General features: G+C 49.4%; 19 protein-coding genes. 5 read left to right on the top strand and 14 right to left on the bottom strand.

Annotated features, from left to right (window positions below; genetic code table 11):
- Positions 1–35: 35 nt before the first annotated feature.
- The 10 genes from JFC05_RS04545 to JFC05_RS04500 form a co-directional block, all read right to left on the bottom strand.
- Positions 36–1544, bottom strand: coding sequence for a GPI inositol-deacylase (locus JFC05_RS04545; RefSeq protein WP_227697405.1), 1509 nt, complete (start codon positions 1542–1544; stop codon positions 36–38).
- Positions 1545–1805: 261 nt separating this feature from the next.
- Complete coding sequence (locus JFC05_RS04540) at positions 1806–4007, bottom strand: PhoX family protein (RefSeq protein WP_198335952.1); 2202 nt, start codon at positions 4005–4007, stop codon at positions 1806–1808.
- 361 nt (positions 4008–4368) lie between these two features.
- A complete protein-coding gene (locus tag JFC05_RS04535; protein ID WP_198335951.1) occupies positions 4369–5085 on the bottom strand; it encodes a fumarylacetoacetate hydrolase family protein in 717 nt (238 codons plus the stop codon).
- Positions 5086–5145: 60 nt separating this feature from the next.
- Complete coding sequence (locus JFC05_RS04530) at positions 5146–5871, bottom strand: ABC transporter permease (protein WP_105244776.1); 726 nt, start codon at positions 5869–5871, stop codon at positions 5146–5148.
- Between the two features lie 12 nt (positions 5872–5883).
- A complete protein-coding gene (locus JFC05_RS04525) occupies positions 5884–6618 on the bottom strand; it encodes an ABC transporter permease (protein ID WP_075101739.1) in 735 nt (244 codons plus the stop codon).
- A 488-nt stretch (positions 6619–7106) separates the two neighbouring features.
- Positions 7107–8015, bottom strand: coding sequence for an ABC transporter substrate-binding protein (locus tag JFC05_RS04520; protein WP_198335950.1), 909 nt, complete (start codon positions 8013–8015; stop codon positions 7107–7109).
- 101 nt (positions 8016–8116) lie between these two features.
- Entirely contained in the window at positions 8117–9052 is a 936-nt protein-coding gene (locus JFC05_RS04515; RefSeq protein WP_198335949.1) for a transporter substrate-binding domain-containing protein, read from the bottom strand.
- Between the two features lie 106 nt (positions 9053–9158).
- Positions 9159–9959, bottom strand: coding sequence for a transporter substrate-binding domain-containing protein (locus JFC05_RS04510; protein ID WP_198335948.1), 801 nt, complete (start codon positions 9957–9959; stop codon positions 9159–9161).
- Between the two features lie 388 nt (positions 9960–10347).
- Positions 10348–11145 carry an ABC transporter ATP-binding protein gene (locus tag JFC05_RS04505; protein WP_198335947.1) on the bottom strand — a complete coding sequence of 266 codons (798 nt, stop codon included), beginning with the start codon at positions 11143–11145 and terminating at the stop codon, positions 10348–10350.
- A gap of 322 nt (positions 11146–11467) precedes the next feature.
- The gene (locus tag JFC05_RS04500) at positions 11468–11788 is read right to left on the bottom strand and encodes a hypothetical protein (RefSeq protein WP_192995886.1); all 321 of its coding nucleotides are present in this window, start codon (positions 11786–11788) and stop codon (positions 11468–11470) included.
- 381 nt (positions 11789–12169) lie between these two features.
- Between JFC05_RS04500 and JFC05_RS04495 the strand changes: the two genes are divergently transcribed.
- The 5 genes from JFC05_RS04495 (at position 12170) to JFC05_RS04475 (ending at position 17043) form a co-directional block, all read left to right on the top strand.
- Positions 12170–13471, top strand: coding sequence for a glutamate-5-semialdehyde dehydrogenase (locus JFC05_RS04495; RefSeq protein WP_198335946.1), 1302 nt, complete (start codon positions 12170–12172; stop codon positions 13469–13471).
- Between the two features lie 456 nt (positions 13472–13927).
- Positions 13928–14428, top strand: coding sequence for a guanyl-specific ribonuclease (locus tag JFC05_RS04490; RefSeq protein WP_198335945.1), 501 nt, complete (start codon positions 13928–13930; stop codon positions 14426–14428).
- Between the two features lies 1 nt (position 14429).
- A complete protein-coding gene (locus JFC05_RS04485) occupies positions 14430–14771 on the top strand; it encodes a barstar family protein (RefSeq protein WP_198335944.1) in 342 nt (113 codons plus the stop codon).
- Between the two features lie 88 nt (positions 14772–14859).
- On the top strand, positions 14860–16134 hold the full coding sequence (gene gltS / locus JFC05_RS04480) for a sodium/glutamate symporter (RefSeq protein WP_198335943.1): 1275 nt from the start codon (positions 14860–14862) through the stop codon (positions 16132–16134).
- 210 nt (positions 16135–16344) lie between these two features.
- Positions 16345–17043: a ZIP family metal transporter gene (locus tag JFC05_RS04475; RefSeq protein ID WP_075101748.1), complete on the top strand. Its 699-nt coding sequence runs from the start codon at positions 16345–16347 to the stop codon at positions 17041–17043.
- A gap of 139 nt (positions 17044–17182) precedes the next feature.
- Here JFC05_RS04475 and glyA read toward each other — a convergent pair whose 3' ends face one another.
- The 4 genes from glyA to JFC05_RS04455 form a co-directional block, all read right to left on the bottom strand.
- Positions 17183–18439 carry a serine hydroxymethyltransferase gene (gene glyA / locus JFC05_RS04470; protein ID WP_198335942.1) on the bottom strand — a complete coding sequence of 419 codons (1257 nt, stop codon included), beginning with the start codon at positions 18437–18439 and terminating at the stop codon, positions 17183–17185.
- Positions 18440–18723: 284 nt separating this feature from the next.
- Complete coding sequence (locus tag JFC05_RS04465) at positions 18724–19269, bottom strand: chorismate--pyruvate lyase family protein (RefSeq protein ID WP_198335941.1); 546 nt, start codon at positions 19267–19269, stop codon at positions 18724–18726.
- 57 nt (positions 19270–19326) lie between these two features.
- Positions 19327–20703 carry a GNAT family N-acetyltransferase gene (locus JFC05_RS04460; protein WP_198336024.1) on the bottom strand — a complete coding sequence of 459 codons (1377 nt, stop codon included), beginning with the start codon at positions 20701–20703 and terminating at the stop codon, positions 19327–19329.
- A 486-nt stretch (positions 20704–21189) separates the two neighbouring features.
- A partial coding sequence (locus JFC05_RS04455) for an IS982 family transposase (RefSeq protein WP_198335940.1) occupies positions 21190–21731 on the bottom strand: 542 nt, incomplete at its 5' end.

The raw sequence follows: 21731 nt of genomic DNA, 5'->3' as shown, positions 1-21731 counted from the left end.
TGTGCTTAGCAAAGGCAATCTAGCCTAACCTACCTTTATACCATCAGTCCCAGACTTTTGGGATAAGAATATATCCGCGGCTGCTCGGCGTAGTCACTGCGGCCATTAGCTAACAGCCACGCCACTACTTGCTCGCGCACCCGTCTACTATGAATCAGATTCATATGACTGACGCCATAAAACAGTGCTTTATGCCCCTCAGGGACAAACAAAGCATGTTCGGCATCATCTTCTCCAAGCGCTGAGGCGACAGAGACCAGACCATCGCCCAGCAGGTGTGTCATCTTCGAGTCATAATGGGTCTCGACCAATGCACTGGCGACAAAATACGTCTTGATACCACTTGGCAAGCGCGCAGGATGCCGAAAGTCTTGCGGCAGCACACTACGGCCCTCCAGCGCCCGCCAGTCTACATCACGAATACTACCGTGACGCAGATCAATGATACCTGCGCTACGCATCTCGCCCAACTTGGCAAGCGAGCCTGCAAACGGCAGCTTGGCGATGATATCCTGTACATGATGACCGATACGCTCTAGCACCGCGCCGTGGTGCGGTGAGCCGAGGGTGATGAGATTGCCGGCCCGCTTGACCCAAGCCAGATGGTCTTGCTCGCCATAAAACAGCGCACTGCGAGCGACCAAGCCGCCCATACTGTGACCGACCAGATCGATCTGACTGATATTGGGATGCTGCTCGATCAAGTCTTGTAGTAACTGACACAGCTTACGGCCACTGCGCGAGATACGCCGCCCCGTATTATAATCAAGGTACAGCACTGTCGCTTCAGGCTGACTGCGCGCGATGGCCTCCCCCAAATGATTGCCTGCTGCGGATTGCCAACTGAGATGACTCATACATAAGCCATGACATAAGATCACCACTCGCCCTGAGAGCGTCGCTAACTGCGTATCACCATTGCTATCATAGAGCTGCATCGGTATGGCCAGTGCGTTTTTATGATTGATCAGATGATCACCCATCACGCCGTTTAGCACATTGACCAGTTTTTTTAGGGTGTCGGGCAACGGCTGAGTGTTTTTTTGGCGCCTCATGGTTTTGTAGATACGCAGCACCGTGGCCAGATTGTTGCCCACCAGTAGCATGACTTGGCGTATGGTGCCATATATACGCCCCGTGATACCCCGTTGCCAATTGTTAAGGTGGTTTTCATTAAACCGTCCCAAAGGGCGTAAAATCACCTCGCGGTGAATGGCTTCCACAATCTCTGTCACCTCCACCACGCCCATCGTCGCCAGCTGCGCAAGCCCTTCAAAAAAATCGGCATACAGCACAGGATGTGTCGTCACGGCGTTGGCATCATCGGCTTGCAGTTTGATGATTTCGTCGATATCGATGGCGGCTAGCTGATCGATTTGCTCATACAGGTCGCTATGCGGCGCTACTGTGTGGTCTGTGGCGGCAGTCTCTGAGGCAAAATGCGCGGCCAGCTCATGACCTGCTTCATCTGAGCTATCAGGCCTCATGCTGTCTTTATAAATAATCTCTACACTGTCCATAGTGTTACTCGTTAGTGCGTTCATAAAATGGACACATTTGGTCAAAAGATATTTATATACTAGCCTGTAAACGCTTGCAATAGAAAAAAATGATGTAACTGGTAGCCGCTTTACGATAAAACGTCGTGACATCTGCCGCTACTCACAGAAAAAAACCCCAAGCCAGCGCTTGCGGTTTTAGCTAACATCACTATCCGTATCTGTAATCACCGTGCCGCCGCTTTACCATCGCAGCCGTTCACTATTTCAGCCATTTCACTACCGCAGCCGAGTCATCCAAGCGCTCTAAGTAAACGATTCTGCCAATATGACATCGCCATCTTCGCGAGTAATCATCACGGTGGCCGAGCGCGGCGTACTACCTCCAGCCACCGCGCCCCATGTGTTGCCAGGATGCTGAATGTTGATAAATAACGTTTTAAAATCTGGCGTCATGGTGATGCCTGTCACCTCACAGCCTTCGGGACCGACAAAAAAACGTTTGATATTGTCATCACGGGCGGGCATTCCGACGCGGGTTTGCTGGCCTGCAGATGTGGTGATCAGCGTGCCATCGCTGACCTGACCAGGCAACGCGGCCAATAGCATACAACTGCTGGTATCGGTATACGCGCCATCATCGGTCTGAATCCATAATACCCCGCGCGGATCAAAGTACAGGCCATCAGGCGATGACAAGTCATTGTTTTTGTTTAATTGCGATAAGTTTTCTGCCGCCAGCTCATTGGGCGCGGCAAACAAGTAGATATCCCACTCAAAACTGGTTGCGGCATGGTCACCGCCTGCTTCGGCCCAGCGAATGATATGACCGTTGTCATTACCACTTGGTTTGCCATTGACTTGATAGCTACGCGGGTTGGCTGCTGAGAGAGGCTGATCCTCACGCTCGCCGCGATATTTGTTGTTGGTCAAGGTCACATACACCTCGCCTGTCATGGGGCTCACCGACACCCACTCTGGTCGATCCATCTTGGTCGCACCCAAGGCATCGGCAGCAGCGCGCGCAAAGACCAACACCTCATCTTGCCCAGCAAATGGCAGATCAGCATTGCTCGCATCAAGTCCATTTTGTCCATGGACCAGTGGCCGCCACTCGCCGCGACCGTCTTCGTGAAACACCGCCACATACAGCGTGCCTTCATTTAGGTATTTGTCGCCAGCTTTGAGGCCGCCGCCGATATCTGCATTGGACCATCGTGCCTTTGAGACAAACTTATAAATATACTCGCCGCGCGCATCATCCCCCATATAAAACACCACAGGTTTACCTGACTCGACGGGCGCATACGCACAGTTTTCGTGTGCAAAACGACCGAGTGCCGTGCGTTTTTGCGGTGCTGAGTGCCGATCAAAAGGATCGATTTCGGTGATGTAACCAAAGGTATTAAAGCCATTGCGATAATCCTCAGTAGCATCAGTGCCTGTCGCGGTCATATCCCAGCGGGCAAACTCATCAGCTATGATTTCATCTTTGGCATAAGGCGTATGCCACAGATACTCCCAGCCAGAGAAGTTTTCGCTGGCCCCATAGCGCTCACGCCCGTAGTTATGACTTGTGCTTAGCTGCTCGGCGTCTTGACCACGCGCAAATACGCCCAAGAAATTTTCTTCTGTCGTCAGATAGGTACCCCACGGCGACAGTCCTGCGCCGCAATTGTTGTTGATGCCACGCGTCTGCAACCCTGTTGGATCAAACTTTGTCTTGACCAAATCAGAGCCTGCCACAGGACCCGTCAGCTGGGCGGGCGTACTGCTGGTGATACGGCGATTGTATTTTGAATCCTTGACCATCTCATAACCCAATCCATCGGCACGGCGCGTCATCTCAACGACAGCGACCCCGTGGCAGTTGACCTCGCGGCGCACATCACTGGCCAGACGACGGTTTTGATAAATGGGTGCCGCATTGTTATCCGAGATGACATGATAACCAAATGGACTAAGCTCGCTGCTATTGACATACTCATGGTTCATGACCAGCAGGCCGTTTTTAGAGGCTTTGGCATCGTAGGTATTGCCTTTTTTGCCAAAAAACCACATGCCATCATGGTTGTCGCCCATACGCCACTCAAACGACTCAGCGGACTGCTCACGGTTGTCCTTCCAGTCGGCGATACCAGACATCAGCGGTGTCCCTAGTGGCAATATCATCTCTGCCTGATAGCCTTCCGCCACACTCATGGTATCGGCTGTCGAATGCGCCACTGCAGTGAATTTTAGGGTGTCGGGACGTTTGAGATTTCCTTGTGCTGGGATGGCGGCTTGGTCATCGTCGCTGGGCAGGCGAGATGGGCTGTCGTCATCGTCGTCACTACAGCCAACCAAAGGCAGCGCCCCAAAAAACGCCGCCGCCGTCAGCCCTGTACCGCCTTTTAAGATATGGCGACGATGCATACGTCGATTGATGATGGTTTGAAATTCGATATTATTGCTCGTGTTTGAATCTTCTACGGCTTCATGAGCGAGTGGTTTGTTCAATAACGTCATGTTCAGTCACCTTGCTATTTGGCTAGAGTGGCGTAAAGGATGGGTTGCGGCTTTATCAAATCCACCACAACGATATAAGTTACGCTCAAGTCTACCGAGCATTTATGACAGTACGTTGACAATAACTGCTAAATTATCACTCAGCGACCCACCAAAGGCTGCCAAGTTGTTACAGTGATAAGCGTCAACCATGCTCATCAAATAGCTTCCTAAAACACTCTTATAAAAGCCATTGTCATAAAAACCACTCCCACAAAAGTCATTTTCATAAAAAACAGCGCCAATAAAAAAATCCCAAACGGTCACTTGGGATTTTTTAGACAATCTTATTAGATAAAGTACGCACTAGCTAGGCAATGTCCTAGTGTACTTCTGCCTGCCACTCATGCGCGCCAAGCTTTAGGGTCAGCGTATCACCAGCGTGTAACACCCCAACACCACTTGGCGTACCCGTCATAATCACATCGCCTGCCTGTAAGCTAAAGGCATGACTGATATTGACCAGCAGCTCATATACCGGAAACAGCATCAAAGCAGTATCGCCGTCTTGCTTGAGGCTATCATTGATATACAGCTGATAGGCGACATTGCGAAAGTCGCCAAACGCTTGGGGATCGAGCCAGTCAGCCAGCACACAAGCGCCATCGAAGCATTTGGCGCGCTCCCATGGATGGCCTTTTGCTTTTAGCTCAGACTGCAAATCGCGCAAAGTCAGATCCAGCCCCACCGTCACCGCACCGATGGCTTGCGCTGCTTCCTCCATCGTCGCAGCAGATAAGTCTGTTGCCAGCTGGATACACAGCTCAGTCTCATAGTGCGTGTCGCCAAATACTGCCGGATCTGGACGGACCACGCCTTGGCGGATAGACACCACGGAAGAGGCGGGCTTCATAAACAGCATCGGCGAGGTAGGTACCTCATTGCCCAGCTCGCGAGCATGCGCTGCGTAATTACGACCGACACAAACCACTTTACCAATCGGCGCGCGCAGGCTTTGATTGGCATCGGTCATGCTCTCATCATTATTGGCATTGGCGGCGATGGCATTGACCAGCGACATATGGGGCGATTGACTCATACTCGGCTCTCATAGCAAGTTATTCACAAACATCAAAAGTGGCGATGCTGACTGATATCCTTAAGGGATGGTATTGGTCACCACATCGGGTGGTACATAGCTGGCATGGCGATTCATACGTTTTTCAAACATTCTAAAACTAAACAAGATCACCCACGTTAATAGCAGATAAATGACACCTGCTGCAAAAAACAGCTCCATCAAGGTATAGGTTCGCGCACTGATCGTCCGCGCCACCCCTGTGATATCCATCAAAGCGATGGTCGAGGCCAGCGCACTACCCTTTAGCATAAAGATGACTTCATTACTATAAGCAGGGATGACGATACCAAAGGCGCGCGGCAGTGTCACGCGGGTCAGCTTTTGCCACTTCGACATACCCAGCGCATCCGCAGCTTCTAGCTCGCCTACGGGAATGGCCTGAATCGCACCGCGAATGATCTCTGCCAAATACGCACTGGTATTCATGGTAAAGGCGATGATCGCACACCAGTAAGCTTGACTGAGTACCGGCTCCCATAAAAACGAATCACGCACTGCCTCAAACTGACCCAGACCATAATAAATCAAAAATATCTGTACCAGCAGCGGCGTACCACGGAAAAAGAAAATATATAAAAACGGTAATATCTGTACTGCCCAATTTTTCGATAGGCGTAGCAGCGCTAAAATCAGACCAAAAAACAATCCGATGATACCTGATATCACCACCAGCTGTACGGTCAGCACCGCACCACCCATCAAATCAGGGATATGGTCAAAGATGACCTGCCAATTCCAATCCATAGTCTCTCTCCTCTACCCTATGGTCGATTGACGTTGTGTTGACTGACGGCTGATTTTTTTGGCGTAGCGCGCCGCTGGATTGGCACGCCACTCAAGCCACATCATAAAACCGGTAATCAACATGGTCAGACCCAAATAAATAATGGCCGCCGCCATATAAAACGTAAATGGCTGCTGTGTCGACTGCGCAGCCCGCGAGGACTGATACATGATGTCCTTAAGGCCCACAACCGAGACCAGCGCTGTGTCTTTGAGCAGTACCAAAAACAAATTACCCAAACCTGGCAAGGCAATCTGCCACACTTGCGGCAAGGTGATACGATAAAAAGTCTGCAGCGGACGCATACCAATCGCTTGCGCGGCTTCGCGTTGCCCGACTGGAATCTCTTGAATCGACATGCGAAAAATTTCGGTCGCATAAGCACCAAAAGCAATCGAGAGCGCCATGACCCCGCCCCAAAACGCGCTAATCTCGATATAATCGTTATAGCCGAATTTTTTGAGGATGCTCATCAGCAGTATGGAGCCGCCATAATAAATAAACAGCACCAACAACAGCTCAGGTATGCCGCGCATCGTGGCAGTATAGACAGTCGCCAGCTTACGCAGCACCCATATATTGGACATCTTTGCTGTCGCGCCGAGCAAGCCCAAAGCCATACCGATAACTAGGCTAGTCAACGCAAGCTTTATGGTGACGGTAGCGCCGCTTAATAAAAGCGCGCCAAATCCTTGTAAATCAAACACAATTATCCACTCAGTCTCTTTATATTAGCAAGTTGCAAAATATGAGTTAAAAGAATCAGCATCAATAGCTGAGCGCGGCTGATAGTCGTATAAAAAACCGCATAGACGGGCGGTTTTTTGCGTCATAGAGTGACGTGATATTCATACGACTATGGCGACGGTAATTGACACAGTAGAAATGAGCGCTGATTTTATCATATTCGCTCGCCGCTATGTTAACACTAAGACGTAAAAGCGTTGCCTAAATAGACACTTATCGGGATAAATAGCAAACAAATCAGATAGATTTGATAAAAATCGACCTTTCTTTGCAACCATAAAGCACCGATCTGCCCAAAACAAAAAAGACATCGCCACTGGTAATCCAATGGCAATGTCCTTGTGCTGACTAATTAATAGCAAATGGTCTTATAATGACCTTGTAAAGACAACCACGCCATAGAATATCTCAGCAGACCTGTGGCTTTACCAAGCATGTGGCGACAAGCTTACTGCGCTGCGTCATCTACTGCTGGCGTTGCCGCTGCACTGGTAGGCACGGCAAAGTATTTTTCATTGATTTTATCATAAGTGCCATTGGCCTTGAGATTGGCCAGCGACTGATTGATTTTGGCTTGCAAGTCTTCATCGTTAGGACGCACGGCAATCGCAAAGTTATCATTGATATCGATCTCCTCGCCTTTGAGTGCATAATTGCTGCCTGATGGCGAGCCGAGCCACTCTAGTGCTGGCAGTTTATCAGAGATCATGGCATCGACGCGATCTGAGCCCAAATCCAAAAAGGCATTACTCAAGGTATCATACAGCTTGATATCGGCCTTTGGATAGGCGTTCTCCAGCCACTGCGATGAGATGGTCGAGCGCTGAGCGGCGATAGAGTGCGCATTGATGTCGCTGCTATTGGTAGGATCAAAGCTGCTGTCCTTTTTGGCCAAAAACACCAGCACATTACTAAAGTATGGCTCGGTAAATGCCACCTGCTTGGCGCGCTCAGGCGTGACCGACATCGCCGCGACGATGGCATCGTACTTACCCGCCTTGAGTCCTGGAATGATGCCATCCCAGTCTTGCGCCATGATCTCACACGTCATCTGCATGTCAGCGCAGATGGCATTGGCAATATCGACATCAAACCCGCCAAGACTGCCATCAGCATTGGTATAGTTGAACGGCGCATAAGCACCTTCGGTACCGATACGCAGCACTTCACCTGTCGCAGCAGCGGCGGCTGTGTCTTGAGGGTCATCAGAGGCGGTTTCGTTTTGGCCAGTACCACAACCGACCAACGTAACAAGCGCACTTATTGCGACAAACGGTGCTAAACAACGTCGCACGCTGATAGGGCTTTTGGCAGGTACAGTGGCGACGGCGCGGCGGTGGTCAAAACGATTATTCATGATCATCCTTGAGAGTTGTGATAAAAACAATACCCATCGCTACCCTACGCCAGTAGTCACAGAGATGACCCTATGCGCCCAAATAGCGATGAGCGGTAAGATTAGTTCGTTGCGGCTTCTGCTTGCTCTTGGTCAGCGATGACCGCATTGGCATCGACATCGCCATCATCAACGACCAGCACTTCTTCCACACCTTCTGTGGCGACGGCTTTTTGCGCAGCGGCGGTTGAGCTGGTGCCAAAATAGCTGCCCGTGATTTGATCGTAGGTGCCGTTGGCTTTTAGCTCAGACAAGGCTTTGTTGAACTTCGCTACTAGCGGATCGCCTTTACGAAAAGCAATACCCATCGCATCATCGTCGCTGCTGATTTCATTGCCTTTGACTTCGTAGTTTTGCCCAGCTTCTGTTTTTAGCCAGTCAACACCTGTCACTTTATCAGACATCATACCGCGCACGCGACCTGAGGTAAGGTCTAGATACGCGTTGTCTTGTGTGTCATAGAGTTTGATATCCGCATCGCTGTGCTCATCTTGTAGATACTGTGAGGCAACGGTTGAGCGCTGAGACGCGATCGGCTGGCCTTTTAGCGCATCGATAGCGAGGTCATCGCCTTTTTTACCGATCAAGATGATACCGCTGTGGAAGTAAGGGTCACTAAAATCCACCACTTCTTTACGCTCAGGGGTGATAGACATACCCGCGATGGCGGCATCAAATTTTTGTGCATTGAGCCCTGGAATCAAGCCATCCCAGTCTTGTGAGATGACTTCACATTCTGCTTTCATTTGCGCACATAAGGCATCGACCAGCTCAATCTCATAGCCGATCAGATTGCCATCAGCATCGGTATAACTAAAAGGCTTGTAGCTCGATTCGGTGGCGATTTTGATGTTTAACGGGGCGTCTGCTGCATCTGCCTCGGCGCTGTCTGCTGGTGCCGAGCTATTGTTACAGCCTGCCAGCATTAGCATGGCCGCGCTTAGTGGCGCAAGCCAAAGGGCTTTTTTGCTCATAGAGCGAGTCATTGAAATTGTCATAGGGTTATTCCTTAATATATTTACCAGCCGTTTGTCACTCATGACTTATGGATTACTGTTTGTTTATAAGGCGGGTTAGTATTCGTTTGCTGACACGCCCGACAGCTTATTGACCAAAATTTATCTGCTCAAGACGCGCCAATTCACCGTTGCTACGGATTTCGCTCAGAGCTTTGTTAAAGTCTTCTTTGAGTGAGTCGCCTTTGCGCACGGCAATGGCAATATTATCGTCATTGTCAATTTCATCGCCTACAATACCAAAGCCTTCGGTATTGTCTGCCAGCCAAGATTTGGCTGAGACTTTTTCGGCCAATACCGCATCGCTACGGCCTGATTTTAGGTCCAAATAAGCGTTGTCGTAGTTGTCGTACAACTGCACGGTGTTGCCGTCTTTGCCTTCGTAGTTATCTTGTAGATAAGCGCCAGGCGTGGTCGAGCGCTGACCACCGAGCGTGAGGTTTTTGATCGAGGTCGGATCAAAGCTACCATCGGTTTTGGTCAGCCAAACCATGGTATTGGCAAAGTATGGCTCGCTAAAGTCTACTTTTTCTTGACGCTCAGCGGTGATAGACATACCTGCGACTACCGCATCGTATTTTTGTGCCAATAGCCCCGGAATAATACCGTCCCATTCTTGAGCGACGATTTCACAATCCGCCTGCATTTGCTCGCATAGCGCATTGGCCACATCGATATCAAACCCGCCCAAGCTGCCATCGGCATTGGTATAGTTAAAAGGAGGGTAAGCGCCCTCGGTAGCGATACGAATGGTCTTGCCAGCGGTTTCTGCTGCCGGTGCATCGGCATTGGTATCAGCAGCTTCATTGGCTGGTTGGCTACAAGCGCTCAGCATCAACGCTGCAGTAACGGTCATCGACGACCACAATAGGCGAGAATTCGACATCATACATTCCTTAAATTCTGATGAGTTTTTGATATAGAGTTCTGATATTTTGTTCTCTGACGTCCCTGCCAGACAAGCAATATAGAATATAGATAGCAGAATAGACAGACAGCCGTCATGCACAGCCGCCTATAAACCTTCTGATAATACCTGAGTAAAATATCAAAAACAAACGTTTTACATACGGACTGTTATTGTTGGGTAATAAACCATCAATGTTAATGACCACATAGCCATGACTAAAAATCATGTCCAAGCGTTAGATTTTATTATAGAGGTGATTTTCAGGCTTAGTTAATTAGTTAACTCGCTTGAGGACAGCAACGGCCGCGCTGCCCTAATTTTTTAATGCTATCTTAGTTTTGTAATACAGTGCATAGCAGCCATGTGGCTAGTTTTGGCGGTGAGAGGACATAAAGTCCTTAACGCGCTCAGAGGTAGGATTGTCAAATACTTGCTCAGGCGTGCCAATCTCCTCGACGACGCCTTGGTGTAAAAACACCACCTTACTTGAGACTTCACGAGCAAAGCGCATTTCGTGAGTGACAATGAGCATGGTACGCCCTTCCTCTGCCAGCTCGCGCATCACCGCCAGCACCTCATTGACCAACTCAGGATCGAGCGCCGAGGTCGGCTCATCAAATAGCAGTACTTGCGGCTGCATGGCAAGCGCGCGGGCGATGGCGACACGCTGACGCTGACCACCAGAGAGATTGGCCGGATAGGCGTCTTTTTTGTCAAGCAGCCCTACCTTGTCGAGCAGTTTTTCGGCATCACTGATGGCTTGGTCTTTTTTGATTTTTAGGACCTGCGTCGGGCCTTCGATGATGTTTTGCAAAATGGTCTTGTGCGGCCACAAGTTAAAGTTTTGAAAGACAAAACCCACGCGCGCGCGCAAGCTTTCTAACTGCTTGATATCTGCCGCTTGTAGCTCGCCTGATTTGGCAGGCTTTAGCATCAGCTCTTCATCACCGATGAATATACGACCTTGATTGGGCTTCTCTAATAGGTTAATACAGCGCAGCAACGTAGATTTGCCTGAGCCGGACGAACCCAAAATCGAGATAACATCACCATCATAAGCGGTGAGCGACACCCCTTTTAGCACTGCTAATGAGCCGTAGCTTTTATGGATATCTTGTAAATCTAAGGCGATAGGCCGAGTCGGATTTTTTGCAGTATCAAGCATGGTTTAGCAGACTTCCAATAAATATGAGTGAAAACACGAATAAAAATGTGCCATTGTCTCTTATTCCGCAGCAAAAAGGCAAATGTTATCTATGTCAGGTACCTAGGCGTTTGGCCCGTGTACCACGTTGGCCGCCCTTTACCCACATAAAAAAAGCCCAGTCTGCATCGACAGCACTGGGCGCTATTTTATCACTTTAGCAAGCTTGGCGTGCTGTTATCTTATCGCCTTTGACGCCTACTTGTTTTGATGCCTACTTATCTGTAAAAAACATCAGGCACCATCTATCATCTTATCTAATTATCTTGTCTAGTCAGACCGATTAATAAGTCGAGATGTGCTCTGAACTCTCTGTACCATCCAGCACTTCGGCATCGTCAGCAGTTGCCACCGCGACATCATCATTGTCACCTACCGCCATTGCGTCATCGACACTGGTATCAGCACTTGCCACTGCCACATCATCAGAAGACTCTGCAGTCGCAACACCCGTCGCCTCGGTCTCTACTGTGGTTTGTGCGTCGACAGCAGGCTCGGTCTCCATCGGCGCATCGTCTTTTTTGCCACAAGCGCTGAGTGTCAAGGCGGCCGCCACCAATCCAATAGTTAGCCAGTTTTTGTCCATTTTATAGAGCATAGCCATGTCATTCTTCCTCATTAATACAGAGTATATTGATTCATTTAACAGGAGCATGGGCGTTCGGCTGCCCCCTACTTGACCCTTCACTATACTAACGATGTCGTTTGACTACCTTAGTAGTTACAGCACAATTGTGTTAAAAACAGGTAACTATCATGTAACCGCCCCTGACACACCGCTGAAAGTCGACAAATAGATGCGGTCAAGCGGGCGCTGTTCACAAAATCGTCTTTACTATCGACGCAATCTCCTCTATGTTAAATAGCACAATGCCATCTGAGCATTTAACCTTCTATATTTGTTAAACTTTTGCCTTGCTAGGCGCTTTTATTATTTATGGCATTGATCGCCCTGTCAGACACTGATAACCATAAGGACATATTTATGACTCAAACCACTACCACAGACGTTACCGCTTACATGCAAACGGTCGGCAAGCAAGCGCGCGCCGCCTCACGCGCCCTCGCGGCAGCCAATACTGGCGATAAAAACGCGGCGCTGATGGCGATTCATGACGTACTAAAAAACGCCAAATCAGACATCTTGACCGCCAACAAAATCGATATGGACAAGGGTCAAAAAAACGACTTGGACACCGCGCTACTAGATCGCCTTGAGCTAAACGACGCGCGCTTCGATGGTATGTTACAAGGCCTAAAAGACGTGGCGGCCTTGCCTGACCCTATCGGTGAGGTCACTGACATGACCTACCGCCCCTCTGGTATTCATTTAGGCAAAATGCGCGTCCCCCTCGGTGTGGTCGGTATGATTTATGAGTCGCGCCCCAACGTCACCTTAGAAGCCGCCTCTTTGGCGCTAAAATCAGGTAACGCCATCATCTTGCGCGGTGGCTCTGAAGCTTTTGAGTCCAATCAAGCACTGGCCAAATGTATCCTACAAGGACTAAAAAAGGTCGGCCTATCTGAGCACAGCGTGCAGGTCTTACAAACGACGGATCGCGCGGCGGTCGGTGAGCTGATCACCATGACAGACTACGTCGATGTCATCGTACCTCGCGGCGGCAAAGGCTTGATCGAGCGCATCAGCCGCGATGCCAAAGTACCGGTCATCAAGCACTTAGATGGTAACTGCCATACCTTTATCGATAGCGATGCCGATGCCGAAACGGCGATTAAAGTCAGTGTCAATGCCAAGACCCACCGTTATGGCACCTGTAATACCATGGAGACACTATTGGTCGATGAGCATGTCGCAAGTGAGCTGTTACCAAAGATTGCCGAAGCCATCATAAAAGCGGATGACGCCATGCAACTGCGCCTTGATAATAAGGCACAAGCCATCTTAAATGACAATGCGACCTTGCAAGGTCATCTATCAGCAGCCACTAGCGAGGATTGGGATACCGAGTATCTGGCCCCTATCTTGGCGGTCAAGGTGGTATCTGGTATCGACGAGGCCATTGAACATATCAACACCCATGGCAGCCATCATACCGACGTTATCATCACCGACAACTATACCAAGTCGCAGCGCTTTATCCGTGAGGTTGATTCGGCCAGTGTGATGATCAATGCTTCTAGCCGTTTTGCCGATGGTTTTGAGTATGGCTTGGGTGCTGAGATTGGTATCTCAACCGACAAAATCCACGCGCGCGGCCCTGTAGGGCTCGAAGGTCTGACCTCACAAAAATGGATCGTCTATGGTCACGGCGAGACGCGCGCGTAACTTATCACATATTTATCGACCACTTATCAAAGGCGAATTGGACGCAAACCTATCATCCATCGCCTAACTTCACGTATAATCCACCAAAAACGTCAGCTAAGTTGCTGGCGTTTTTTATTAAATTGCTGCTGTGTGGTTTTCAGCAGCCAGGGGTAGCAAATAAAAAATAACTTTTATCTATCTAGGGCGTGTCCTCATTTTAAAAATGGCGACAAAAATGAGATAAGTCGCCGTCAAACAAGGAAAATAGCGCAGATAATATTGAAATATTAGTCAGCTATTTGACACCGTTTGACCAGATTTAACCATTTTTAGCCCAATTAGATGGCTATCGATTGAGTTGAGGACGCGCCCTAGCATACTCTTACCGCGTTATTACCTTGATATCCGCCATGAGCAAGGTGTTGATTTTGAGCCGAGCTTACGATATAAACCCACCTAAAGGACGATGCCCTTATGCAAAGCGGCAAGCAAAACAATAACAGCCCACGTGCCACGTTATTTGGTGTGTTGGCTCTGATTGTCGCGGCGATTTATTTTTTCGCTGATATAAATGCTGATATAAATACTGGGGCATTGGTCGATCACACTGAAGGTGCTGCGGTCGCCGAGTATCGCGATAGTGCCAAGCCTGATCCGAGTATCGACTCGGCTGCCCTATCGCGGCCAGCTAACAGCGCCAGCCCTATCACCGGTGACGCGCAAATAGATCATACCATCGCGCTGATTCGACAAGGCGGGCCGTTTCCTTATCCGCATAAAGACGGCTCGACTTTTTATAACCGTGAAGGCAGGCTACCGATACAGACACAAGGCTATTACCGTGAGTACACTGTGCCCACACCCGGCGTATCGCACCGCGGTGCTAGGCGTATCGTCACAGGCGGTCATCCGCCCACCATCTACTATCTGACCGTGGACCACTACGATAGCTTTCATAAACTGGAAGCAAAATAACATGAGCCAAGCCATTTATTATGTCAATCCTGACAGCGCCGAGCACGATAACGCGCTACAGCAGGCAACTGTCATCCCTATCGCTGACGTACTCAACAAGCACACGTTGCTAAGCAGTCTGGCAGCAGTGTGCCACTTTCCCAGTTATTTTTCGCACAACTGGGACAGCGCTTGGGACTGCTTGACCGACAGCGATGTGACCAAGCTTGTGCTGGACTTGACGATGGTAACCAACATAACGACTAAAGACTTTACCATGTTTCAACGCATCATTGAGGACGCCTATAAAGAGTTTGGCAAGCCGCAACTGTGGGTCATAACACCGCCGACAGACTCCGCTTAACCAAAAATCATCACCAAACCTGAATTCGAGATAAAGCCACATTTATCCCGAATTCAGGTTAATTTATTTTTATAGAAAGGATTAACGTATGGAAATTACCTTAAACGGCTATTACACGCTGATACTGGCCACTTTAGTGCTGCTAATGGGGCGCTTTTTGGTCAAAAGGATTAAATTCTTAGAAGATTTTAATATTCCAGAACCAGTGGCTGGCGGCTTGGTCGCGGCAATCGTGGTCTATATTCTCAATACGGTGTGGGGCTATACCTTCAACTTTCATCAGGGGCTCCAAACTGCGACCATGCTGATGTTTTTTGCCTCCATCGGTCTCAGTGCTGATTTTAGTCGCCTAAAAGCTGGTGGCACGCCGCTGCTGATTTTTACGATCGTGGTGTCGGTGTTTATCGTGCTACAAGACATCGTGGGCGTCGCTATGGCCAGCGTGTTAGGACTCGATCCTCTGCTTGGGCTGGTGACAGGTTCCATTGCTCTGACGGGCGGACATGGCACCGCAGGCGCTTGGGGTATTACTTTAGAAGAAGACTATGGCGTGGTGGGTGCGACCACACTTGGTATCGCAGTGGCCACTTATGGTCTGGTCGCAGGCGGTATCATCGGTGGCCCTGTGGCGCGCCGCCTGATTCGACGCCTCGGTCTCAAGCCAACCCCTGCCAACCCCAACCCTAGTGATATCGAAAAAGTCGCTGGGGCGCAATCGCTATATAGCACCAAACATGATGAAGACTCTGCCCATAGCAACAAAGAAATCTTTGAAAGACCTGACAGTATGCGTTTTATCACCGCCTCCTCGACCATTGAGACGTTGGCGCTATTTGCCGCCGCTTTGGCGTTTGCCGATGTGATGACGCTGCTGGCCGCCGACACTTGGTTTGAGCTACCTACCTTCGTTTGGGCGCTGGCAGGCGGTGTTATCATTCGTAATGTACTCACCACTTTATTTAACTTCGATATGTTTGATCGCTCAATCGATGTGTTTGGTAACGCCTCTTTGAGCTTGTTTTTGGCCATGGCGCTACTGTCTCTCAAGCTATGGCAGCTGACTGATCTGGCAGGCCCTGTGCTGATCATCCTATTGGTGCAGACCGCTATTATGATCATCTATGTTTACCTGATTACCTTTAAGGTCATGGGCAAAGACTATGACGCGGCGGTGTTATCAGCAGGGCACTGTGGGTTTGGTATGGGTGCGACGCCGACGGCGATTGCCAACATGCAGGCGGTCACTGATCGTTACTTGCCTTCGCCAAAAGCGTTTTTGATTGTGCCGATGGTTGGCGCGTTTTTTGTCGATATCGTCAACGCCACGATATTACAGATATTTATCAAACTGCCGTTTATGTAAGCTATTTAATCAAAAGTTAACCTGAACTGCGCTTCATAAGCCTCGATTATTTTTATAATCGGGGCTTTTTTGGGCGTTTGGGGCTTTTTTAGGCGTTTAATATAAAAAAAGCAGAGCGCTAACAGTACCTAACCCTATCGTTACGCAACTTCTAATGACACAAAACCCATGAGCCGTTATCAATACCTTATAAAAATAATGAGGCATACTATGTTGATATTTGCAGTGATTGTTGTGGTATCCGGTGCTCTGATTATCGGAGCACTATGGGGGCTTTATGGCCGCTTGCCAAGCTGGCTTGAGGGGAACTTATTGGCGGTCGCTGGCGGCGCGCTGATGATATCAGTGGTCATCGAGCTGGTGCAGCCGGCGGTGACTGACAGCGGGGTTTGGATTACCGCAGCTTTTGCCCTGTTGGGCGCAGTGGTATTTGCGAGTGTCGATTATCTACTCGATGAAAAGCTCAATGCCGATGGCGGCTCGGGGCTGCTGGCGGCCATCACTCTCGATGGCATCCCAGAAAACTTAGCGCTGGGTGTGGCATTAATCAGCGGCAACGTCATGCAAGTGGCGGCTCTGGCCGGCTCTATTTTGTTATCGAACCTGCCAGAAGCAGCAGGCGGTGCCAAAGAAATGCGCCGCAACGGTGCCAGCAACAAAAAAGTGCTGATGCTTTGGGTTGGGGCCGCAGCTTTATTATCACTGGCGGCTATCTTGGGCAAGATACTACTAAAAAATGTCGATGACGCCGTTATTAGTGCGATCAATTGCTTTGCTGCAGGGGCAGTCATTGCCTCTTTGGCCACCGAGGTCTTCCCGACCGCCTTCAAACGCAGCAACCATTGGGCGGGTATTAGCACCACCATTGGCCTCATCTTAGCATTGGCTTTAAACCAGCTTGGTGGCTAAAAGGTGTGTCAGGTAACTTTGTATAGTCAGTTCAAATTAAAATTGTTATAAATCTAAACGCCCGCGCAATAAAAAACCGCCTAGCCATTAAGCTAAGCGGTTTTTTTCAACCTAACTGTAAAAATCAAGCAATCGAAAATTACTGGTTTTTTTCGTAAACTGGTAACTCTTTACAGATAGCTTCTACTTTGCCGCGTACTTCAGCAGCGACTTTTTCGTCACCGCGGCTGTCTAGTACGTCACAGATCCAGCCTGCCAACTCGCCTGCTTGTGCTTCGTTAAAGCCGCGCGTGGTAATCGCTGGCGTACCGATACGGATACCAGAGGTAACAAATGGCGATTTTGGATCGTTTGGTACGGCGTTTTTGTTCACAGTAATGTGGGCATCACCAAGCCATTTGTCTGCTTCTTTACCCGTCATTTCTTGCTTGACGAGGCTGATGAGCATCAAGTGGTTTTCAGTACCGCCAGAGATGATTTCATAACCACGCTCTTGGATGACTTTTGCCATCGCTTGGGCGTTTTTGACCACTTGCTGCTGATAGGTTTTAAAGTTGTCTTCTAGCGCTTCTTTAAAGCAAACCGCTTTTGCCGCGATGACGTGCATGAGCGGGCCACCTTGGTTGCCTGGGAAGACAGCAGAGTTTAGCTTTTTCGCCAGCGTCTCATCACGCGCCAAGATCATACCTGAGCGCGGGCCACGTAGGGTCTTGTGCGTGGTGGTGGTGACCACATCGGCAAAGGGCACTGGGCTTGGGTAAACGCCGCCTGCAACCAGACCCGCCACGTGTGCCATATCGACAAGCAAGTACGCGCCCACTTCGTCGGCGATATCACGGAAACGCTGCCAATCAACGACTTGTGAATACGCGGAAAAACCTGCGATGATCATCTTTGGCTTGTGCTCACGAGCCAGAGCATCAACTTGGTCATAGTCGATCAGGCCAGTGCCTTCGACGAGGCCATACTGTACGGCGTTGTAGTTCAGGCCTGAGAAGTTGATGTGCGCGCCGTGAGTCAAGTGACCACCAGCGTCTAGGCTCATGCCAAGTACGGTGTCATTGGCCTCTAGCAACGCTAAAAATACGGCAGAGTTTGCTTGACTACCAGAGTGCGGCTGGACGTTGACGTATTCTGCACCAAACAGCTCTTTTGCGCGGTCGATGGCCAATTGCTCGATCACATCGACGTGCTCACAGCCGCCGTAGTAACGCTTGCCTGGATAGCCTTCCGCGTATTTGTTGGTTAGGTCGGTGCCTTGTGCTTCCATAACCGCTTGTGAGCAGTAGTTTTCTGAGGCAATAAGCTCGATATGGTTTTCTTGACGCACGCTTTCGGCGGCCATGGCTTCTGCAAGTACTGGATCAAACTCTTTGATAGAAATATCTTTAAACATAATAATGTCCTAGGTAGTGGCTATCGTTAATGGTAGTGTTTATCGAAAAGAAGCGAGTAGCAAAATGAGGTAAAACAGGCAAGCACAGGCAATTGGCCTGTCATTGACGTGTCTATATCGACAATCAAATCGACACGCAGGCGTCGATATCATCGCTAAAGTTTAAGTGTAACATGAAAATTTGTATGGTGAGGGCAAAAAAACCTCACACTAAGCTGAACAAATTAAATGGCCTTATACTGCAAATAAATAGCCAATAAAATAAAGTATTTATCACGATATATTTATGTGCTTGGATATAAATTTTTCTGTTCTCTGTTGCAGCCTATCTGTGATTGTCTATTTTGGCTGAACGCGGGCAAAAACGTCTCACTGATCAGCAGCGTCCGCCCATACCAGTCATAACGCGTTTGCCGTTGCCAGCCTTTGGCCGTATGCGAGATAAAACGCTGATTGGGCAACGTGCGACTGCGCTTAAATAACACATAACCGATGGGCGTACTCTTGAGCTGCTGCAAACGGCGGGCGCGGCCTTTGAGACTGGGCAACGGAAAGATGCTCTGTGCCTCGACCCACGGCTGCTCATCATTGCCATATAGGTACACCTCGCGTACCCACGCCAGCATCGGCCGATTTAGCCGCGCGCCTCGTATACCCAGCTGGCGCTTTTGTGCCAGTGTCAGCGCGCGATAGCCCTCAAAACTGCGCTCAACGCGCAAGGGCTGCCGAGCTTTTACCTCTAGTACAGCAGTCAAAGAGCCTTCGACATTGAGCCAAGCGTGTAGCTCGGCGGGTGGCGGTACAGGGCAAAACAGGTGGTTACTAGGCATAATAAGCGGCTAATGATGACGGATAAAAGACGGATAAAAAAATAGATGAGAGCAGCGCTAGCGACTGGCATCAGCGGCGGGCATATTATCAGCATTAAACGGTAAGGCGTCAAATGCTTGCCGGCGATACTCGGCCATATGCTCTCTGTCTCTACGGCAAAAGTCCGCAATGGCTGGCACAAACCGCCCATCATAAACGCGGTGCAACGAATGGGTCGTCGTCGGTATAAAACCGCGAACCAGCTTATGCTCGCCTTGCGTCCCTGGATCAAAATAGCTCAAACCCTGCTCGATAGCAAACTCGATGCCTTGATAATAGCACAGCTCAAAATGCAAGCTATCATAGTCCGCCAGCGCGCCCCAATAGCGACCGTATAAAGTCGCGTCTTTGCTATCGGGCTTATCATACAAAAATAAACTACTGGCAATGATGTCACCATGCGCATCACGCGCTTGAGCCAGCATCAGGTGCTCAGGCATACTCGCGGCCAACGCCATAAAAAAATCTAACGTTAAATAAGGCTGCTGGCCGCGCACCGCATAGGTCATCACATAGCAATGATAAAAAGCGTGCCAGTCCTCCTCACAAATCGCATTCCCGCATTTACGCTGACAACGGATGCCTTGCTCGGTGACCTTGCGGCGCTCAGCGCGGATGGTCTTGCGCTTTTTGGCTCTTAATGTTGCCAAAAATGCCTCAAAATCTGCAAATGGCTGCGCGTTTTTTAATAAGTCTTGGTTTTGCCACAAAAACTGACAGCCCTGACGCTCCAGTATCGGTATGTCGATGGCCACCGCTGCGCCGCCCTGCTCTTGCGCCGTCAGTGCACTCATGACCTCGCTATCTGTCGGCATGGCGGCTGCTGCAATATCGGCCAACTCAGGCGTGACAAACAGTCCATGCCAGCTTGATGCCCCCACTTGCTGAGCAATATCATCTACACCTGCTAGGGCGGTCTTTATGATATCGGCACACAGGCGCTCGCCATCAGCCAGCCAAAACCGCTGACCGGTAATCGGCGTATAAGGTACGCTACTGACCAGCCGCGGATAGTAGTCGACACCATAGCGCGCGTAGGCCTCTGCCCAAGCATGATCAAACACAAACTCACCGCGGTGATGACCCTTAATAAAGACTGGCAGCAGCGCTATAGGACGCGTGACGGATACCTTGTCGCTTGCCGCTAATGCCTTATTGTCACCGTCAGAGTGTGCCTTGCTGTTTTTGATGTCAGCGGCGCTTGGCGGTGTTGTACCCTCATCGACCTGATGGATCAAGACATATATCGGCAGCCAGCCTGCCTGCTCACCGATGGCGCCCGTGGCTGCCAGCGCTTGCCAAAAAGCAAATGACATAAACGGCGTGTCTGGCGTTTGCCACTCTGCCATCTGCTGCCAGCTGGTATCACTCATCAGTGCGTATCTTAAACGTATGCTCATGGTCACTCTAGCCGCTCTATGTGTGTCAATGTTTTATTTAAGGCGTATATCAGTCAATCACTTATAAAAGACAGCCAAACATGGTGAGATGCCTGCTCGCATCAAAGCGACAGCAAATATCAGCCATCGCTGCGTTACCTAAAGCTTATCGCTGTATGTGAGACAAAGATATACTCTAACCTAAAATAGCCTAGCAAATTTTTGCCGGTTTGCTGTCACAATTTGCAAAGCACACTCACCACTTTATAAAAACCACTGACAGTAAAGGCGCGGTTTTAGGGCGTGTCCTCATTTTAAAAATGGTGATAAAAATGAGATAAATTGCCGTCAAACAAGGAAAATAGCGCAGATAATATCGAGATATTAGTCAGCTATTTGACACCGTTTGGCCATTTTTAGCCCATTTAGATGGCTATCGATTGAATTGAGGACACGCCCTAGAATGACACACGGTTTGGATTTACTTAATTGACCCCACTCTCAACTTGAAATAAGCAAATCAAACTGAAGAGGCGGATTACCAAGTTTTTTGTTGAGTACAAAGCACAGATTATGCGACAGAATTTTACGAATCAATCGATGAGACAAATGCCATAAATCTCTTGCTCGCACTCTTTGTATATTAAATCGTTCTGATAGCTGACCAATGACTGTTTCAACGATACGGCGGGCTTTCATTAGCCGTCTTACCACAGGTTTGGGTCTATCCTCTTTCATGTTGGCTCTGAGTGGCGTTTGTAAATCCACTCCTTGAGCGTCGTAGTACGATGTCAGACTAGGGCTGATATACCCTTTATCAGCGCCGAGCAAACCATGGATATGGTCAGTAATATCAGGCGCAACCGCTCTTTCATCAACATTGGCAGGGGCAACGGTAAAGCCTTTAATCATGCCAGATAAATTAACAAGCAAATGTCCCTCAAAGCCATAGTACCTCTCTTGCTTAGCCGCACAGTAGCTAAAAGCCGCTAAGTCTTGATAGTTTTTATGCCGATAAGCGCGTCCATAATGACAGACGGGTA

The sequence above is a fragment of the Psychrobacter celer genome, from assembly GCF_016107555.1.
GTDB lineage: Bacteria > Pseudomonadota > Gammaproteobacteria > Pseudomonadales > Moraxellaceae > Psychrobacter > Psychrobacter celer.
Note: the sequence above shows the minus strand (reverse complement) of the source record. Positions and strands in the feature narration are given on the sequence as shown.

What these genes read in the sequence shown, in the direction of transcription:
- JFC05_RS04545 (WP_227697405.1), bottom strand. Translation starts at nt 1,544, where the DNA reads ATGAACGCACTAACGAGTAACACTATGGACAGTGTAGAGATTATTTAT.
- JFC05_RS04540 (WP_198335952.1), bottom strand. Translation starts at nt 4,007, where the DNA reads ATGACGTTATTGAACAAACCACTCGCTCATGAAGCCGTAGAAGATTCA.
- JFC05_RS04535 (WP_198335951.1), bottom strand. Translation starts at nt 5,085, where the DNA reads ATGAGTCAATCGCCCCATATGTCGCTGGTCAATGCCATCGCCGCCAAT.
- JFC05_RS04530 (WP_105244776.1), bottom strand. Translation starts at nt 5,871, where the DNA reads ATGGATTGGAATTGGCAGGTCATCTTTGACCATATCCCTGATTTGATG.
- JFC05_RS04520 (WP_198335950.1), bottom strand. Translation starts at nt 8,015, where the DNA reads ATGAATAATCGTTTTGACCACCGCCGCGCCGTCGCCACTGTACCTGCC.
- JFC05_RS04515 (WP_198335949.1), bottom strand. Translation starts at nt 9,052, where the DNA reads ATGACAATTTCAATGACTCGCTCTATGAGCAAAAAAGCCCTTTGGCTT.
- JFC05_RS04510 (WP_198335948.1), bottom strand. Translation starts at nt 9,959, where the DNA reads ATGATGTCGAATTCTCGCCTATTGTGGTCGTCGATGACCGTTACTGCA.
- JFC05_RS04505 (WP_198335947.1), bottom strand. Translation starts at nt 11,145, where the DNA reads ATGCTTGATACTGCAAAAAATCCGACTCGGCCTATCGCCTTAGATTTA.
- JFC05_RS04500 (WP_192995886.1), bottom strand. Translation starts at nt 11,788, where the DNA reads ATGGCTATGCTCTATAAAATGGACAAAAACTGGCTAACTATTGGATTG.
- JFC05_RS04495 (WP_198335946.1), top strand. Translation starts at nt 12,170, where the DNA reads ATGACTCAAACCACTACCACAGACGTTACCGCTTACATGCAAACGGTC.
- JFC05_RS04490 (WP_198335945.1), top strand. Translation starts at nt 13,928, where the DNA reads ATGCAAAGCGGCAAGCAAAACAATAACAGCCCACGTGCCACGTTATTT.
- JFC05_RS04485 (WP_198335944.1), top strand. Translation starts at nt 14,430, where the DNA reads ATGAGCCAAGCCATTTATTATGTCAATCCTGACAGCGCCGAGCACGAT.
- gltS (WP_198335943.1), top strand. Translation starts at nt 14,860, where the DNA reads ATGGAAATTACCTTAAACGGCTATTACACGCTGATACTGGCCACTTTA.
- JFC05_RS04475 (WP_075101748.1), top strand. Translation starts at nt 16,345, where the DNA reads ATGTTGATATTTGCAGTGATTGTTGTGGTATCCGGTGCTCTGATTATC.
- glyA (WP_198335942.1), bottom strand. Translation starts at nt 18,439, where the DNA reads ATGTTTAAAGATATTTCTATCAAAGAGTTTGATCCAGTACTTGCAGAA.
- JFC05_RS04465 (WP_198335941.1), bottom strand. Translation starts at nt 19,269, where the DNA reads ATGCCTAGTAACCACCTGTTTTGCCCTGTACCGCCACCCGCCGAGCTA.